The organism is Oscillochloris sp. ZM17-4 (genome assembly GCF_019599295.1).
Lineage (GTDB): Bacteria > Chloroflexota > Chloroflexia > Chloroflexales > Chloroflexaceae > Oscillochloris.
Genome location: NZ_JAIEWN010000035.1, coordinates 51,043 through 64,430 on the forward strand (window position 1 = coordinate 51,043; position 13,388 = coordinate 64,430).

Annotated in this window: 20 protein-coding genes; 17 read left to right on the forward strand and 3 right to left on the reverse strand. The window is 66.4% G+C overall.

Features of this window, described 5'->3' with window-relative positions; genetic code table 11:
* The first annotated feature begins 8 nt into the window (after positions 1-8).
* The 16 genes from K2Z83_RS20670 (at position 9) to K2Z83_RS20745 (ending at position 10,491) form a co-directional block, all read left to right on the forward strand.
* Positions 9-338: a GNAT family N-acetyltransferase gene (locus K2Z83_RS20670; protein WP_220597081.1), complete on the forward strand. Its 330-nt coding sequence runs from the start codon at positions 9-11 to the stop codon at positions 336-338.
* Positions 339-427: 89 nt separating this feature from the next.
* Positions 428-880 carry a hypothetical protein gene (locus K2Z83_RS20675; RefSeq protein ID WP_220597082.1) on the forward strand — a complete coding sequence of 151 codons (453 nt, stop codon included), beginning with the start codon at positions 428-430 and terminating at the stop codon, positions 878-880.
* A 12-nt stretch (positions 881-892) separates the two neighbouring features.
* Positions 893-1,432 carry a hypothetical protein gene (locus K2Z83_RS20680; RefSeq protein WP_220597083.1) on the forward strand — a complete coding sequence of 180 codons (540 nt, stop codon included), beginning with the start codon at positions 893-895 and terminating at the stop codon, positions 1,430-1,432.
* 23 nt (positions 1,433-1,455) lie between these two features.
* Positions 1,456-2,157: a hypothetical protein gene (locus tag K2Z83_RS20685; RefSeq protein ID WP_220597084.1), complete on the forward strand. Its 702-nt coding sequence runs from the start codon at positions 1,456-1,458 to the stop codon at positions 2,155-2,157.
* A gap of 520 nt (positions 2,158-2,677) precedes the next feature.
* The gene (locus K2Z83_RS20690) at positions 2,678-3,199 is read left to right on the forward strand and encodes a hypothetical protein (RefSeq protein ID WP_220597085.1); all 522 of its coding nucleotides are present in this window, start codon (positions 2,678-2,680) and stop codon (positions 3,197-3,199) included.
* A 9-nt stretch (positions 3,200-3,208) separates the two neighbouring features.
* Positions 3,209-3,457, forward strand: coding sequence for a hypothetical protein (locus K2Z83_RS20695; protein ID WP_220597086.1), 249 nt, complete (start codon positions 3,209-3,211; stop codon positions 3,455-3,457).
* 12 nt (positions 3,458-3,469) lie between these two features.
* Complete coding sequence (locus K2Z83_RS20700; protein ID WP_220597087.1) at positions 3,470-3,856, forward strand: hypothetical protein; 387 nt, start codon at positions 3,470-3,472, stop codon at positions 3,854-3,856.
* On the forward strand, positions 3,846-4,151 hold the full coding sequence (locus K2Z83_RS20705; RefSeq protein WP_220597088.1) for a hypothetical protein: 306 nt from the start codon (positions 3,846-3,848) through the stop codon (positions 4,149-4,151). The genes K2Z83_RS20700 and K2Z83_RS20705 overlap by 11 nt, the downstream gene beginning before the upstream one ends.
* Positions 4,151-4,342 carry a hypothetical protein gene (locus K2Z83_RS20710; protein ID WP_220597089.1) on the forward strand — a complete coding sequence of 64 codons (192 nt, stop codon included), beginning with the start codon at positions 4,151-4,153 and terminating at the stop codon, positions 4,340-4,342. The genes K2Z83_RS20705 and K2Z83_RS20710 overlap by 1 nt, the downstream gene beginning before the upstream one ends.
* A gap of 68 nt (positions 4,343-4,410) precedes the next feature.
* Positions 4,411-5,292 carry a hypothetical protein gene (locus K2Z83_RS20715; protein ID WP_220597090.1) on the forward strand — a complete coding sequence of 294 codons (882 nt, stop codon included), beginning with the start codon at positions 4,411-4,413 and terminating at the stop codon, positions 5,290-5,292.
* Positions 5,293-5,346: 54 nt separating this feature from the next.
* A complete protein-coding gene (locus K2Z83_RS20720; RefSeq protein ID WP_220597091.1) occupies positions 5,347-5,898 on the forward strand; it encodes a hypothetical protein in 552 nt (183 codons plus the stop codon).
* Between the two features lie 196 nt (positions 5,899-6,094).
* Positions 6,095-7,246, forward strand: a complete 1,152-nt coding sequence (locus tag K2Z83_RS20725) for a hypothetical protein (protein WP_220597092.1) — start codon at positions 6,095-6,097, stop codon at positions 7,244-7,246.
* A gap of 12 nt (positions 7,247-7,258) precedes the next feature.
* The gene (locus tag K2Z83_RS20730) at positions 7,259-8,470 is read left to right on the forward strand and encodes a hypothetical protein (RefSeq protein WP_220597093.1); all 1,212 of its coding nucleotides are present in this window, start codon (positions 7,259-7,261) and stop codon (positions 8,468-8,470) included.
* Between the two features lie 17 nt (positions 8,471-8,487).
* Positions 8,488-9,489: a hypothetical protein gene (locus K2Z83_RS20735; protein WP_220597094.1), complete on the forward strand. Its 1,002-nt coding sequence runs from the start codon at positions 8,488-8,490 to the stop codon at positions 9,487-9,489.
* Positions 9,490-9,637: 148 nt separating this feature from the next.
* Positions 9,638-10,195, forward strand: coding sequence for a GNAT family N-acetyltransferase (locus tag K2Z83_RS20740; RefSeq protein WP_220597095.1), 558 nt, complete (start codon positions 9,638-9,640; stop codon positions 10,193-10,195).
* The gene (locus K2Z83_RS20745; RefSeq protein ID WP_220597096.1) at positions 10,192-10,491 is read left to right on the forward strand and encodes a hypothetical protein; all 300 of its coding nucleotides are present in this window, start codon (positions 10,192-10,194) and stop codon (positions 10,489-10,491) included. The genes K2Z83_RS20740 and K2Z83_RS20745 overlap by 4 nt, the downstream gene beginning before the upstream one ends.
* Positions 10,492-10,508: 17 nt before the next feature.
* Here the strand turns inward: K2Z83_RS20745 and K2Z83_RS20750 are convergent, their stop codons facing one another.
* The 3 genes from K2Z83_RS20750 to K2Z83_RS20760 form a co-directional block, all read right to left on the reverse strand.
* Positions 10,509-11,666, reverse strand: coding sequence for an RNA-guided endonuclease TnpB family protein (locus tag K2Z83_RS20750; RefSeq protein ID WP_220597097.1), 1,158 nt, complete (start codon positions 11,664-11,666; stop codon positions 10,509-10,511).
* Positions 11,667-11,735: 69 nt separating this feature from the next.
* Positions 11,736-12,374 (reverse strand): plasmid pRiA4b ORF-3 family protein, encoded by a 639-nt coding sequence (locus K2Z83_RS20755; RefSeq protein ID WP_220597098.1) that lies wholly within the window; start codon positions 12,372-12,374, stop codon positions 11,736-11,738.
* 26 nt (positions 12,375-12,400) lie between these two features.
* A complete protein-coding gene (locus K2Z83_RS20760) occupies positions 12,401-12,766 on the reverse strand; it encodes a type II toxin-antitoxin system Phd/YefM family antitoxin (RefSeq protein WP_220597099.1) in 366 nt (121 codons plus the stop codon).
* A gap of 378 nt (positions 12,767-13,144) precedes the next feature.
* Here K2Z83_RS20760 and K2Z83_RS20765 point away from each other — a divergent pair.
* A partial coding sequence (locus K2Z83_RS20765; protein ID WP_220597100.1) for a hypothetical protein occupies positions 13,145-13,388 on the forward strand: 244 nt, incomplete at its 3' end.

A 13,388-nucleotide genomic window follows, 5' to 3' on the forward strand; every position in this document is an offset into this window, starting at 1 on the left:
CCCGCCTCGTGCTCGAATCCTGCCTGGAGTTCCCCGCCGACCCTGACGGCCTCGACTACCGCCTCGCCGCCTTCGCGGACGGGCGCAGCCACATCGCTGCCGCCGTGATCGACGGCGCGGTCGCCGGCGTCGCTGAGGTCGAGGAGCGCGCCGAGGGCACGCTCGATCTCCTCTGGCTCGAAACCCGACCCAGCTTTCGCGGCCAGGGCGCGGGCCAGGCGCTGCTCGCCTGGGCGCGCACGCAGGCCGCAGGCCGCACGCTCAGGGTCGCCACCACCCCTGCATCCGCCAACTTCTACGCCCGCCACCTACCCGATGGGGCCGTGACGGTCGCGTAGCACACTCCACGCCAAAAACGTTCCGATCGTCCATCACGACCACAACGCACGCCCGTTGTGGTCGTGCGTTGTGGCGTAATAGGTGCGTCATGACCACGACCATCATCAAGCCACAAGACAGCCGGTGGCGCGAGGCCACCGGCAAAAACATCGCGAGAGCCTGCCGGTCACGAGCGTGTACCGCCCTTCTGGCGCAGCACAGCCAAGCGAGCAGATCCCTGCTCGTCGCGGCCGCGCTGCGCCAGGCGCTCGACGCCGGCGAGCTGTGCGTCTTCTACGGTCGGGCGATGGAGCTCCGGTCGACGGAGCGCTGGCGCGGCGTCACACTACGCCTCGCCAAAAGCATCTACGCCGACGAGGCGGGGATTGTCTTCGAGCGATCCATCCGACGGCGCGGCCTGACCAAACGGACGGACGACTTCTACATCACCACGGCGATACTCCCGCTCCCAGCCGACCAGACGACCTGGCCGGAGGTGATCCCCGGCGCGGTCTATAACCAGGCGACAGTTCACCGGCTTGCCGAGCTGTTTCAGCTGTAGAAAGGATCGCTGATGTCCCCGATCAACGCCACCCTGATCGTCATCATCATCGCCGCAGGCGGCGTCCTCACGATCTACGCTCGCCGCCGCCCCCGCGTCACCGCCGAGGTGCGCGCGGCCCTGGTCGCCACGCTGCTGGCCTACCCCGACATCGAGGCGTACCGCGCCTACCGTGTCCTGAGCAGCAGCCGCGACGGACTGGCCGTGGCCCTGCTGCTGCTCAACGCGGCGGCCAAGAGCAACGCCGAACTCTACGCGCACAAGGTAGCTCTGCTGCGCGCCGTGGTCCAGGCCAGTCGTCGCCGCGACTGGTGGATGCAGGCGCACACTCACCCCGATGCGACGGGGGACACCAACACCGTCGCTATCTTCGTCGAGACCAGCATCGGGCCGATCCTCGACATCCCCCGCGTCCAGCTCTCGGCGCACATCAGCGCCGAGAACGCCGCCGCATACTTCGCCGCCGCGCCGAGCCCGAGAGGTCGCGGATGGGCGGGCATCGCGCTCCAGCCCCGCGCCGAGGAGATCGCCCGGGCGTTTCTCGCACGCTAACCTTCCACCACGAGGAGCTTTCCATGCAGACCGTCACCACCAAGACTATCGCCGAGATCATCCCGAACCTGCGCGACATCACCGACCGCATCAGCGCCGATATGCCGCACACGAGTGTTGAGGAGATCCTTTCGATCATCCTCAGCGCCAGCGAGGCCAACCGGGAGAAGTCCACCGATCACATCGCCGCCGCCGCCGCCCAGCGCATCCAGGCGCGGTACAACCAGTCCATCTTCTTCGCACCGCTGCTTGATGCGCTCGCGCCGTTCGCGCCGCGCCTAAGCGACCAGGTGGTGCAGGAAGAGATCTTCAAATGGAGCGACGGTCTGGTCGTCCTGGCCGCCATCGGGGTCGCCGTCGCGTCCGAGGCGTCGGGCCTGGGCATGCCGATGCCGCAGGCCATCGCCGACTACCGCCCGCTCCTCTACCGCGAGATTGCGCATGACTACGGCTCCGACGCGAACGACGAGATGTGCTTTGGCCCTCCAGCCCCCCCGTCCTCCAACGGGCTGATCGGCATCGCAGGGGGGCTCACGTTCCGCTGCACAACCGCCGAGGGGCAGGAGTTCGCACTGCCGGCCACCGCTGAGGAGATGATCGGTGTCTGCGAGGAGCTCGCCATCGACCCCGATCACGAGCTGTCAGAGATGCTGGTTGATAACGAGCCGATCACCCTGGAGCGCGCCCGCCAGGCGCTCGATCGGTACTGTTTCATCTATATGTAGGTGCCTTAGATCAGTGAATCACATCAACAACCCCCGCCAAGTATATCTTGGCGGGGGTTGTTGATTCTGGCCTGGTTGCGCCGGTATGCTATGCTCTAGGGAGCCGTCCCTGCGACGGCCCGGTCGTGCGAGGGTGGCCCCCTAGCGCGCAGCCGGCCCCGCTCCCCCGCCATCAGGCACACCGGGGCGGCGCCGCCCCTGGCGCGAGGTGCCCCGCCCAAGACCGATCGAGCACCCACACAACCTGGTGCAACGAGTAGCCCCACGGGGCCGCTCTACGTTTCTCACGCGGGCCTCTGCCCGCCCCTTCACGCCTCCCTACAATCCCGCCGGCCCTCCCGCCGACCTCCCAGCCTCCGCAGCCGTCTGTACACCCTACAGGCCGCCGTCGCGGGGCTTTTTTGCGTCCAGTCCACCCTCTCCCCCGCCAGGGGGCTGTACCCCTACAGCCGCCCTGACCGGGCGGCGCTATCCACAAAGGAGCCCGCCCATGTCTCCTCTATCCCTCGGCACGAGAGCGTTGGCCAAAACGCTCTCCCACAATCGCTCCCTGATAAGCCAAAAAGCGAGCGAAATCGAACAGCTTGATCGCATGATGGCCGCCGCCCATGGGCAGTTGGCCGAGATCAAGCAGGCTCGCCACCACATGAAGGCGCTGCTGCGCTGGAGGAAGCGTACAGGAGCCGACGCCGGCGACCCTGTCGGGGAGATGCTCGATCTGATCGAGCGTATCAACGCCGGGGGCTGGCGCCTCTGGCGGATCGACCAGGCATCCCTCGCCGAAAATCCACATGGCGGGGCGTCGCTGCTCACCCTGCGCGACCCGCAGGGCGGCAAGCTGCTCCTGGTATTCAACCCGGCCACGATCACGATGATCAGCGACGAGCATCAGCGGCTAGGCCACACCCACATCGGTCGCATGATCGAAATGGCCTGGCAGGAACGCTGTGAGGACTGGCACTTTGTGCTGTTCCCGACGCGAAAGCGCGGGGATGCCGTGATCGCCGCCCACGGCGACATCGACTCGATCACCCCAATCTAGAGGTGCGCTGTGTCTGTCACCTGCCTCACCTGCGGCCAGGAGTGGCCGCGCGACCCCGTGCTGGAGGTGGTCTGCCCAACCTGCCATGCAGCCGTTGGAAGCCACTGCAAGCGGCCTAGCGGCCACGAGGCCAGTGATGTTCACGCCGAGCGCGACCGCCTGGCGATGCGTACCATCGCCGGCTACGGCCAGTGCCCGACCATCCCCCCAACCAACGAGCCACGAGCCGCACCCCAGCAGCTTGCGCTCCATTTTTGAAAGGGAACCGCTATGCAGACCATCTTCTTCGGCGTCATTGACCCGCTCGGCGAGGCCGATGCCGGCGTCCGCGGCCCCCGCTACGAGGAGATCGACGGGCTGTGCGAGACATTCCGGCAGGTGCATGTTGGGCTGGAGTGGCGCTACGAGGCGCTTGTCGCCGTCCCGCTCGCGCCCAGCGAGCCGAAAGACATCATCGGCATCAAGATCGCCTTCGCGCTGGCGGACATCTCCGCTGGCGTGATCACCGACCTGATCGACCTCCGCCAGCTGCGCGGCCTCACCCAGGCGCTCGTGGACTGGCAGGTCGTCCGGCTGGCCGCCGCCTCGCTCGGCATCGAGTTGGGCGACGGGCGGCTCTTCATTGTCCAAGAGGAGGGCGCGCAGCATGATGCATAAGACACCCCTGCGCGACCGAGCAACGCCCGTCCTGACGGTCGGCGACGTGGCCGATCTCCTCGCCCAGACCATCCCCGACGACGGCGAGGTGCCGGAGCTGGGATCAATGGCCTACGCCGAAGAGGCGATCACATGGATCGAGGATCTGATCCAGGCCGAGGCGGCGGCATACGCCGACGACCACGGCGACGACCCGCCCGACCCCGAGGCCGCCTTTCGCGCACAGCGCCGCCTGCGCAGCCTCCACCTGGCCCTGGGCCTGCTCAGGCTCGTAGAGGAGCGGATGCAGCAGTGATGAAACCCACCCTGTTCGCGTGCCACGGCTACACCGATAGCCCCACGCCCGCAACGATCAACCTCTACCGCGACCGGGCGGCCACCGAGCTGGTGGCCACCGTTCCCACCACCGACCCTGCCGCCCCCGCGCGGCGCGACGAGACCTACGTGCGCAACGGCACGACCTACCGCCTCGTCTGGATCGACTGAACCCTTGCGACTTCCGCACCCCTACCGCACCCGCCCCGGCGCGTGCCAGGGACGGGGAAGGAGCATCCATGAATCTGATCATCGACACCTTCTCCACGAACGACAACTACCCAGCCACCACGCCGATCGCCGTGCTGGAGATCACCGCGGAGACCCTCGGCATCCTCCAGCAGGCCCGCACGAAGTTTCGCCGGGTGGAGCCGGTGACCGGCTGGTTCGCCCCAATCGCCAATGTCGGCATCGACTCCGACCTGTTCGATGCCGTCGCTGAGACGGACACGAGCCCGGAGGCAACCGCATGGCGCGAGGCGTTCGAGCGCCTCATCGAGGGCGAGCAGGAGCATATCCTGATCACCGAGCCCACGCCATTCTTCGCCGACGAGATCGACGCCGATGTCGACTTCGGGGCGAAGTTCTACTACTCCGACCAGAAAGGCTTCTGGTGGAGGTGGACCTACGCCCAGCAGGGCGGCGTACTGGAGACCCGCGCCGTGAAGCTGGAGGAGATCGAGGCCCGCTGGAAGGAGCTGCACGGCAGCCTGCCGGGCGACCCCAGCCGCCTCACCGTCACCGCCTACGCCGACGGCATGGAGCCAATCACGCAGGTCGAACTGAAGCGACTCCCTGACGGAAAAAGCTGTCTTGTGGGTCACTCCCAACTCTGGGAAATCGTTGGCGCGACCGTGATCACCGTTCAGGGCCAGGGCTACGTCAGCCTCTCCCTGGAGGGCGGGGATTACATCGCCATCAGCCGAGAGGATTGGATGGCGTTCAACGGATTCACCCCCGCCTGCTGCCCGACCTGCGGCTGCGAACAGCTCGCCGACCAGGGCAATACCCGCCTGGAGGAGACGCCCGCGCAGCACGGCATGCCCGGCTGGGGCATCACCTACAAGAACGGCTTCCGCTTCCGCTGCGACAACTGCGATCTCACCTTCGTCACGTTCTGACCCTCAACCCGTGCGCGCCCGGCAGCCCTGGGCGCGCACATTTTAGGAGGATGTATGCACAACGATACCAATTTCTCAGGCGTCGATAGCGACGAGGTGCGCCGCCAGATGGCGGCGGCTGAGGCGGAGCAGGCAACGCTTACCGCGCAGCTGGAGGCGGCCGAGGCCACCGTCGACGCGATCAAGCGGAAGATTCACGACGCATCGCTACTCATCTTCCACGCTAAGCGCGCCCTCGCGGGCCGCGCCCTGGGCGACCTGCCCACCGGCGACATCAGCGCCGACCTGGATGCCGTCGCCGTCGCCATTGAGGGCGGCCAGGTGCTCAGGATCGACGGCTGCGCCGTGGAGATCGCCGACCTGGAGGGCCGGATCTGGCGCATCACCTTCTCGGAGGATGCCGACGCCTTCTGGGCCGACAACACCGGCTACGATCGCATCTCCGACGATCAGGTCGGCGGCGGCGAGGCAGTGGTGATCGATGCGATCTGGGATGACACGTGGCTGATCGAGGCCACGCTGAACGACCGCCCGATCCACATCCGCATGCCTGGCGACCCGGTGCGGGTCGAGGAGCTGCGAGGAAGCAACCAGGCGAAAATGTAAAAGCTCTCAGGCGACAATCAGAGCGGCGCGGGAAATTCCCCGCACCGCTCTGATTCTGACCCTCCCCCACCTGGGGGCTGTTTTCTAACAGCCGCCCATGTCGGGCGGCGCTATCCAGAAAGAGGCACCGCCCGTGGCCCATCATCGCCTCCTCGCGCGGTGCCGAAGGAGGCACCACAGCATCCCGGCGTGCCTTGTGCGCGCCACCACCACCGTCGTCCTAAACCTCGGCATGGGGGTCGAGAGCAGCGCCATCCTCGTGCGCTGGCTCTTCGAGCCTGAGACCCGCTGGTTCCCCCTCCGCAAGCTGATCGTCCTGACCGCCCAGGTCGGCGACGAGGGCCGGCGCACCCATGATCTGATGGAGCAGGTGATCTACCCACTGCTGCGCCAGCACCGCATCCGAACCGTCCAGGTCGCCCGCGGCGGGCCGTCGCAGAACGACGGGATAGTCATCCTCGACGATACTCGCGACCCAACAACCTGCTTCACCGCCGGCCACTACACGCTCCGCCAGGAGCTGCTGGCGGCCGGCACCGTGCCGCAGTACGCCAGCGGCAAACGCCGCTGCTCCCTGAAGTTCAAGGGGTGGCCGCTGGACACATGGCTCGACCAGGCGCTCGGAAAGCGGCGCTTCGTGCAGGTCATGGGCTTTGCCGCCGACGAGCCCGAGCGGATCGCAAAAGACACCAGCTTTGCCACCGTGCAGCGCGCGACCCGCTATCCGCTCGCCGAGTGGGGATGGGAGCGCCAGCGGTGCGAGGGCTACCTCCTACAGATCACCGGCGAGCGCTGGGAGAAATCCTGCTGCTCGTACTGCCCGTTTGCGATGAGCGGCAGCCACCTCACCGTGCGCTTCCGCGCCGACCACCAGGCCGCCGTGGACGCGCTGCTGGTCGAGTTCGTGGCGATGGCGCTCAACCCGCGCATGAGCCTCTTTAAAAGCCGTACGCTCCGCTCAGATGTGGAGCGGGACGGCAACACCGCCGCCCTGGCCCGCTTCAGCGCCGCCCTAGACGCCCATCCCTGGGCCGTCTACCGGGTGCGCCGCGTGTTCTACGCCCCCGGCGTGGCCGACCGAAAGGTCGAGGCGCTGGAGGTTGGCGACCGCGCCAGCATTGATCGGACGCTCCACCGCTACGCCGGCGAGGCGTCCGCCGACATCGACGTTGACGGCGACTTTCGTCGGGCACACATGACCCGGCGCGACCCGAACAGCACGACCTACCCCCAGGTCGAGCACCTGCTCACCATCGCGCCGGCGACTGTGGCCGACAAGAGCCGGAAGCGGTTCGATGGTGCATGGGCCAAGGCCACGTCCCCCTACATCCAGCAAGCACTTATATGAAAGGAGGCGTCGATGCCGCCCACCACGCGCCCGGCGCCCCACATCGGGCGGCATCGGGCCACGCTGCGCCTGCGCGCCTTCCTCCCCTGGAGCCAGCGCAAGGTCGTCTTCAACTACGGACTCGGCTGGGACAGCACCGCCATCCTGCTCCGCTGGCTCTTCGAGCCGGAGAGCCGGGATTTCGAGCTCAGCCAACTCATCGTGATCACCGCTCAGGTCGGCGAGGAGTTTGAGCAGTCCAAGCATCTGGTGGAGACCTATATCTACCCGCTGCTGGCCTTCTTGCACATCCGCACGGTGCAGATCGCCCGCCGGTCGGCCTCCGACCGGGACGGCATCGTCGTGCTGAGTGACACCCGCCACCCGACCACCTGCCATGTCGCCGGCGCACATCGCCTCGGCGATATGCTCATGGCCGACGGGACGGCCCCGCAGTACGCTCACGGCCGACACTTCTGCGCTCAGAGGTTCAAAGGCTGGCCCATCGGCCAGTGGCTCAGTCAGGAGTTCGGCCGCACCCCGTACCGCAGCATCATCGGCTACAACGCCGACGAGCTGCGCCGGGCGGCCAAGGCCGCCGACTACGCCGACATTCAGCGCGCCCACGAGTTCCCCCTGATCGCCTGGGGCTGGGGGCGCATCGAGGTCGAGTCATACATCCGGCAGGTCGTCGGCGTGGAGTGGGAGAAGTCCTGCTGCGGCTTTTGTCCGTTCGCGGGCGGCCGCGCCGATCTGGTGCGCCGCTACCGCCAGGAGCCCGCGCAGGCGCTGCGAGCGCTGCGGATGGAGCACCTGAGCCTGAGCCTCAACCCCCGCTTCGGCCTCTTCGCCAGCGGAGTCCCGCTGCGCACCACCGTCGAGGCGGCGGGCCTCACCACCATCCTCGCCCGATTCGACGCCGAGCTGGCGTTCACCCCCTGGGCGCTCTACCACGTCCGGCGCATCTACCGCGAGGTCGCGCCGCTCGTTGATCGCAGCGTCGTGACCCTCGCCACCGGCGCCCGTGCGGCTATGCTCACCCACCTCGCCACGCTTGGCGAGGTCGAGGTGGAGGGCGGCATCAATCGCGTCTACCTCCGCCATCACACCCCCGGCCTGCGCCCGTCGCTGGAGGAGTTCTTCGTCGCCGCGCCGACCACCATCGCCGACAAGGAGAAGAAGTGCTTCACGGCGATGTGGCGGGCTCGCACCAGCGGCGTCAGACAGATCTTGCTCACCTTCTAGAACCCGAGGAGCTTCAGATGCACTACCGCATTGATCGCGTCCGCGGCGGCACATACCGCGCCGAGGTGGAGGCGTACATCGCGCAGAACCACTACATGCGCTCCAGCGGCGGCAGCGGCCAGCTGTTCGCCGTTGTGCGCGATGACGACCAGGTGGTCGGCGCATGTCTCATCGGCGCGACGGCCAGCCAGAACCAGAATCGCAGCCTGGTCGGGGCCTGCCTGATCGGCCCGACGGCCAGCGCCGACGCCGAGCGCAGCATCGCCCAGCCGGGCGTGCTGGTTCGCCAGATCAAGCGCAGCTTTCTCTCGGACGATGTACCGACATCGGCCATGTACGAGAGCCAGCTACTGCGCCACAGCATGCAGGCCGTCTGCGACGAGTACGACCAGCCGGTCCTGTTCGTGAGCTACGCCGATCCGGCTGCCACGGACGCGCGCACCGGCCAGCCCCTGGCGGGCTGGATCTACCTCGCCGCTGGCTTCTTCTACGTCGGCACCACCAGCAGCACACGCCGCTGCGTGATCGACCACCAGGGCCGCGCCCGCTCGACGCGCCAGGGCGCGGTCACGCTCACCCGCAACACGCTCCCGAAGGCGGGCAGCACCTTCCACGGGGAGGCGATCACCGCCGACTGGAGAATGGCCACCCTGCCCCCGGCGCGGATATGGGTCGCTGTGACCACGCCGACTCGCTTCACTCGCCGGCAGGCCAAGCACGCCTGGCGCACCGTATTCGCCGCGATCAACCTGGCCCGCCGGGTGGCCGCGCGCACCTGGATTAGCCACACCACATGGCGGCGCAAGCTCGCCGGCGGCACCGTGACGCTCGGGGAGCCCCGGCCGCAGCACCTCCGCCGCCACGACCGATTCCAGCCCGCCCTCTGGCGCGGGGGCGAGATCACCCGCACCTCGGCGCCCGTCTGGGTGCCGCTGGTTCACCAGCAGCGGGCGCTGCTCTTTGAGGATGTCGCCGGCGAGACCGTCGCCGGCAGAGTCTACGCGCCGCTCGCGGCGTAGTGAGGCGCGCAATAAGTGCGACGTTGTCGCAGCAATGCGGCAACACGTCGACCCGAATACGCTGCCGCCGTCCGCTGAAGTGTGCCACCGGATCGCCGACCTCGCCAGCTGGACGGCGGCTCTTACCGACTAACGAGGAAGCAGCACCTTGCCACCAACCCTACAGCCCTATCCAGACTCGGACGTGCGGATGTTTATCCGCTCGTCCGAGTCTGTGCTCGTATCCGCGCCAACGCACTACCGCCACGAGGCACCCGGCGGCCTCGTCATCACCGCCACCACCAACGCGGGCACATGGGAGAACCTCGGCCCGGTGATCGCGATCGGCGTCTGGAGACAGGACCGACTCATTGGCCACCTTCGGGTCGAGCGAGACATCGAGATCGAGGCAGACGAGGCATGGGGGCCAGCATGGATCATGCAATCCATGTTCGTGCTGCCCGAGCAGCAGCGCCAGGGCGTTGGAACGATGCTGCTGCACACCGCACGGCAGCTCACCGGCCTGCCGATTGATGCAGATACACAAATGACCGACGCCAGCAGCGCGCTCTACGCCAAGCTGCGCGGCGAGCTGTGGCCCGCCGGCGACTCCGCCATCCCCACTGACGACTCTACTATCCTCGCATTTCGCGCTGAGGCGGAGCGCATCATTGATGCTGCCCTCGCCGCCTGGCGGGGCGTACTGAACCAAGGAACAAAACCATGATCGACGTAGACACCGTTCGCAGCCCGAACTACGACAAGAACGTCCACGGCCCACACGGTCCACACGGCGACGAGTACCCCTGCCTTGTCTGCGGCCGAGGGCACAGCATGAACACCAGCGTGCTGCTCCACATCCACGGCGGCGGCACCCTGATCGTGACTGAGGTGGAGGCTACGACGCTCAACGCAGCTGGCCGAGAGGCCGAGGATATGCACGGCTACCCGGTCGGCCGCGCCTGCCTGCGCAACCATCCCGAGCTGCATCCCTACACGCCCAGTCAACTGACTGTCGCGTAAACGCGACAGCTTGCACCTCACTCCTGATGCCGAGGCATCGGGAAGGATACGATTGGCTGGTTGACAGGCAGCCCGCCAGCATCACATGTAGCGACGCTGGCATGGTACTTGGCCGCAATATTCCGCGCCGCGTTGAGGTCTGCATGCAGCTCGAAGCCACACACACGACACACAAACCGGCCACGGGAACGGCGGTTGTTGCGGGCCTGATGCCCACAGCAGCTACAGGTCTGCGAGGTATGTCGCGGGTCAACCGCAACCACCGTACACCCCCGTCCCTCGGCTTTGTACGCGATAAAGCTCTTGATCTGGGCGAACGACCAGCTATGGACACGGCGGCTGGTTTTGGTCCGCTTACGAATCTTCGTCCGCTTGCGGATGTCGGTCAGGTTCTCCAGCACAATCGTTGCGCCGGGGGAAGCCGACTGGACAATCTGCTTGGAGAGGACATGATCGCAATCCCGCCGAAAGCGGGCCTGCTTCCCGCGCATCTTCCGCAGATGCCGCTTGGCGCGCTTGCTCCCGTTGCGCTGAAGCTGGCGTTTGAGATAGAACCGCCGCCCCTCAATCGCCTTCCACGCAGGCTTACCCAGGAAGCGGTTGGTGCTGGTGACGGCGGGCTGGGCGACACCCAGGTCTACCCCAACCACCTCGTCGGTCGGCTCCACCTCGGGCGCGGGCACGCGCACGACCACATGCAGCCACCAGACGCCATTCCGGTACATCAGGTCGGCGGTGTCAACCGGATAGCCCGCGTAGTGCGCGCCGTAGTCAGGTATCGCAAAGCGGATGGTCTGCCGTCCGCCCGTGGTAGACATCCGTACCGTCTGACTCGCCCAATCCACGCGGTAGGTATGTACGTTGTAGCGCGGCGGGCAGGCGTCCGATTGGGGCAGGCTGACCCTGTGCCCGGCCTTCTGCAAGGCGAACGCGCTCTTGATCGCTTCGGTTGCCTTGACCCGCGCCTGGATCAACAGATCCGAAACGAGGGCAGGGTAGTCGGCCTGCGTCGGGTAGTAGGTTGCGTGATGCAGCTCGACCCCATTGGTGATCTGCTGTTCCCATCCCACCCGGCAGACGGCGTTAAAGGCCGCCGTGAACAGGCGGCTGGTTTCGGCCAGCAGCTCGGCTTGTGCCAGGGAGGGGGTGAGTTTCACGCGGAGTGTTCGCTGCATAGCACATGTATTCTACCATATACACGGTGTTCTTGCAAGAAACGAGTAGCCCGGCGCTTCCCCTGCCGCCTAAAGGCGGACAGTCCCCGCGCCGTGGCGTTGGCGTACGAGCTCTAGCGTAGGAGTCTTTTTATGGGCTGGGTCGTAGCCCTGCGGCAGCCAGGTGCGGGTGTCGTCATCGAGGGTGCCGACCGCGATGCCAGCGAGAATCTCGCGGAAGCGATGCACACCGCCGCAGTCCTCCGGCGGGCAGGCCCGCTCACCGCCCGTGCAACGCGGGTAGCTCAGCGTGAAGTCGCGGCGCAGCACCTCTACCAGCCGCACGGTGTGCTGCCAGTCGTCGCCAAAGTCATACGCATAGCGCGCGGTGTCATTGCGCAGGGTGAACATCGACGCGATCTGGTGCGCCCAGCTCGGCGGGTCGTCACAGTCCTGGCTCAAGTTGTGGATGCCGAAGATGCGCGCCTGCTTCGTGCGCGGGTGCGGGATGGTGAATTGGTGCAGGTGGTAGTCGAGCCAGCCCATCGCATCTTGGATGGCGACATGCAAATCCCAAAAGGTGGCGTCGCCCGCGATCTCGATCTCCCGCCAGACCAGCGGGTCGGTCTCCTGGAGCTCAATGCGAAAGCGGAGGATCAGCGCCTGGGTGGGGAGCACCATTTCACGCCCGCCCCGGCGGAGCTGTGAGCGGCCATCGGTGGTCGTCATGACATCTTTCTCTATCTGCGCAGCAGCTAGGCGACCACCTCAGCCTTCGCGGCCTTGCGGCGTCGCGGGGCGGGACGTTCGGCCACGGGGGCGACCTCCTCGGTATCGTTCGCCGCTGCATCTTCCGGCAGCGCATCAATGATCGCATCGCTGGCCGTTGGCGCTGGCATCGTCGCATCCTCGCCATGATCATCGACCAGGTCTTTCAGGGCACTGAAGAGCCCGATCGGGAGCAGCACCCCAGTCGGGTAGCCTTTCTGGGTGACGATCACCGGCTGGCTGGTCGCATTGGCGCGCTTGATCAGCGCCGCCAGCGATGAGGCTGCCTTGGAGATCGGCACGACGCCACGTTGGAGATCGACGTTCAGGTTCAGGTTTGTTCGGGTAGGCATTGAGCCATCCTTTCTTGTTTCGTATGCCAGTGTGCGGCGTGGTCGAGCTACAGCGCCACATGAGGCTTCGCTGTGTACGCACAGCATAGCATGTTTGGGCGACAGACGATAGTACGCTCTAGTACACAGGGGCATTCATCAAGGAACGGTGCGTATGTCCGTATTGTCGTTTCTAAAGATCCGTTCACTGGCAATTAGTCGCTTGAGCGTGCTATACTTGTCACCAGCACGCACAAAACCCACTCGTCGCCGCCAAGCAAGTGAGTGGATTCTGTCGCACGATATTCATTTCTGCTGCTCTTGGCTATTGTAGCACCCCTGTGCGCTCATCGCAAGGGTGCTCCCACGCCCGGCGCAGTGCCTAGCACTAGGTCACTGATGCCTACGGATGCGCCCACCCCACCCCGCGGCCAAACTGGTCAGCCCCACCTCCCTTCCGGCATCCGCGACAACCTGGATCGGGGGAAGGTTAGCGACTTCCTCAAAACCCAGATCCGCCCCGGCACCGACCTCGCCATCGTCTCGGCCTACTTCACCATCTACGCCTACCAGCAGCTTCAGCCCCAGTTCGACCAGATCGGCCATCTGCGCTTCCTCGCTCACGGCGGGGGCGCGACAGGCG

Bases quoted from the DNA above. Each gene is read 5' to 3' on its own strand.
- K2Z83_RS20700 (WP_220597087.1), top strand. From the start codon at position 3,470: ATGCAGACCATCTTCTTCGGCGTCATTGACCCGCTCGGCGAGGCCGAT.
- K2Z83_RS20745 (WP_220597096.1), top strand. From the start codon at position 10,192: ATGATCGACGTAGACACCGTTCGCAGCCCGAACTACGACAAGAACGTC.
- K2Z83_RS20685 (WP_220597084.1), top strand. From the start codon at position 1,456: ATGCAGACCGTCACCACCAAGACTATCGCCGAGATCATCCCGAACCTG.
- K2Z83_RS20760 (WP_220597099.1), bottom strand. From the start codon at position 12,766: ATGCCTACCCGAACAAACCTGAACCTGAACGTCGATCTCCAACGTGGC.
- K2Z83_RS20735 (WP_220597094.1), top strand. From the start codon at position 8,488: ATGCACTACCGCATTGATCGCGTCCGCGGCGGCACATACCGCGCCGAG.
- K2Z83_RS20750 (WP_220597097.1), bottom strand. From the start codon at position 11,666: ATGCAGCGAACACTCCGCGTGAAACTCACCCCCTCCCTGGCACAAGCC.
- K2Z83_RS20720 (WP_220597091.1), top strand. From the start codon at position 5,347: ATGCACAACGATACCAATTTCTCAGGCGTCGATAGCGACGAGGTGCGC.
- K2Z83_RS20675 (WP_220597082.1), top strand. From the start codon at position 428: ATGACCACGACCATCATCAAGCCACAAGACAGCCGGTGGCGCGAGGCC.
- K2Z83_RS20680 (WP_220597083.1), top strand. From the start codon at position 893: ATGTCCCCGATCAACGCCACCCTGATCGTCATCATCATCGCCGCAGGC.
- K2Z83_RS20710 (WP_220597089.1), top strand. From the start codon at position 4,151: ATGAAACCCACCCTGTTCGCGTGCCACGGCTACACCGATAGCCCCACG.
- K2Z83_RS20705 (WP_220597088.1), top strand. From the start codon at position 3,846: ATGATGCATAAGACACCCCTGCGCGACCGAGCAACGCCCGTCCTGACG.
- K2Z83_RS20755 (WP_220597098.1), bottom strand. From the start codon at position 12,374: ATGACGACCACCGATGGCCGCTCACAGCTCCGCCGGGGCGGGCGTGAA.
- K2Z83_RS20715 (WP_220597090.1), top strand. From the start codon at position 4,411: ATGAATCTGATCATCGACACCTTCTCCACGAACGACAACTACCCAGCC.
- K2Z83_RS20730 (WP_220597093.1), top strand. From the start codon at position 7,259: ATGCCGCCCACCACGCGCCCGGCGCCCCACATCGGGCGGCATCGGGCC.